This is a genomic window from Brevundimonas sp. UBA2416 (assembly GCF_002343105.1).
Taxonomy (GTDB): domain Bacteria; phylum Pseudomonadota; class Alphaproteobacteria; order Caulobacterales; family Caulobacteraceae; genus Brevundimonas.
This window is the reverse complement of sequence record NZ_DDRM01000003.1, coordinates 2,289-2,746: the sequence shown is the minus strand read 5'-3', so window position 1 is coordinate 2,746 and position 458 is coordinate 2,289. Positions and strand designations below refer to the sequence as shown.

Here is a 458-nt window from a genome sequence, read left to right as displayed (position 1 = left end):
CGCGCCATCTTCGGCGAGAAGGCTTCGGACGTCCGCGACACCAGCCTGCGCCTGCCGCCCGGCGTCGCCGGCACCATCGTCGACGTGCGCGTCTTCAACCGTCACGGCGTCGACAAGGACGAGCGGGCCATCGCCATCGAGCGTTCGGAAATCGAGCGCCTCGGCAAGGACCGCGACGACGAGCTCAAGATCCTCGAGCGCAACGTCTACGGCCGCCTGAAGCCGCTGATCCTTGGCAAGAACGCCACCTCGGGTCCGAAGGGCCTGGGCCGCGGCGTGGTCACCGAAGAGAAGCTGGGCGAGCTGTCGCGCGGCCTGTGGTGGCAGATCGCCCTCGACGACGAGAAGGCGATGGGCGAGCTGGAGGCCATGAAGAAGCAGTTCGAGGACGCCCGCAAGGCGCTCGACCGCCGCTTCGAGGACAAGGTCGAGAAGCTGCAACGCGGCGACGAACTGCC

1 pseudogene is annotated in these 458 nt (G+C 68.1%); it reads left to right on the top strand.

Annotated features, from left to right (window positions below):
* Positions 1–458: pseudogene (locus tag B3E43_RS00600) on the top strand (DNA-directed RNA polymerase subunit beta); the annotation flags it as partial.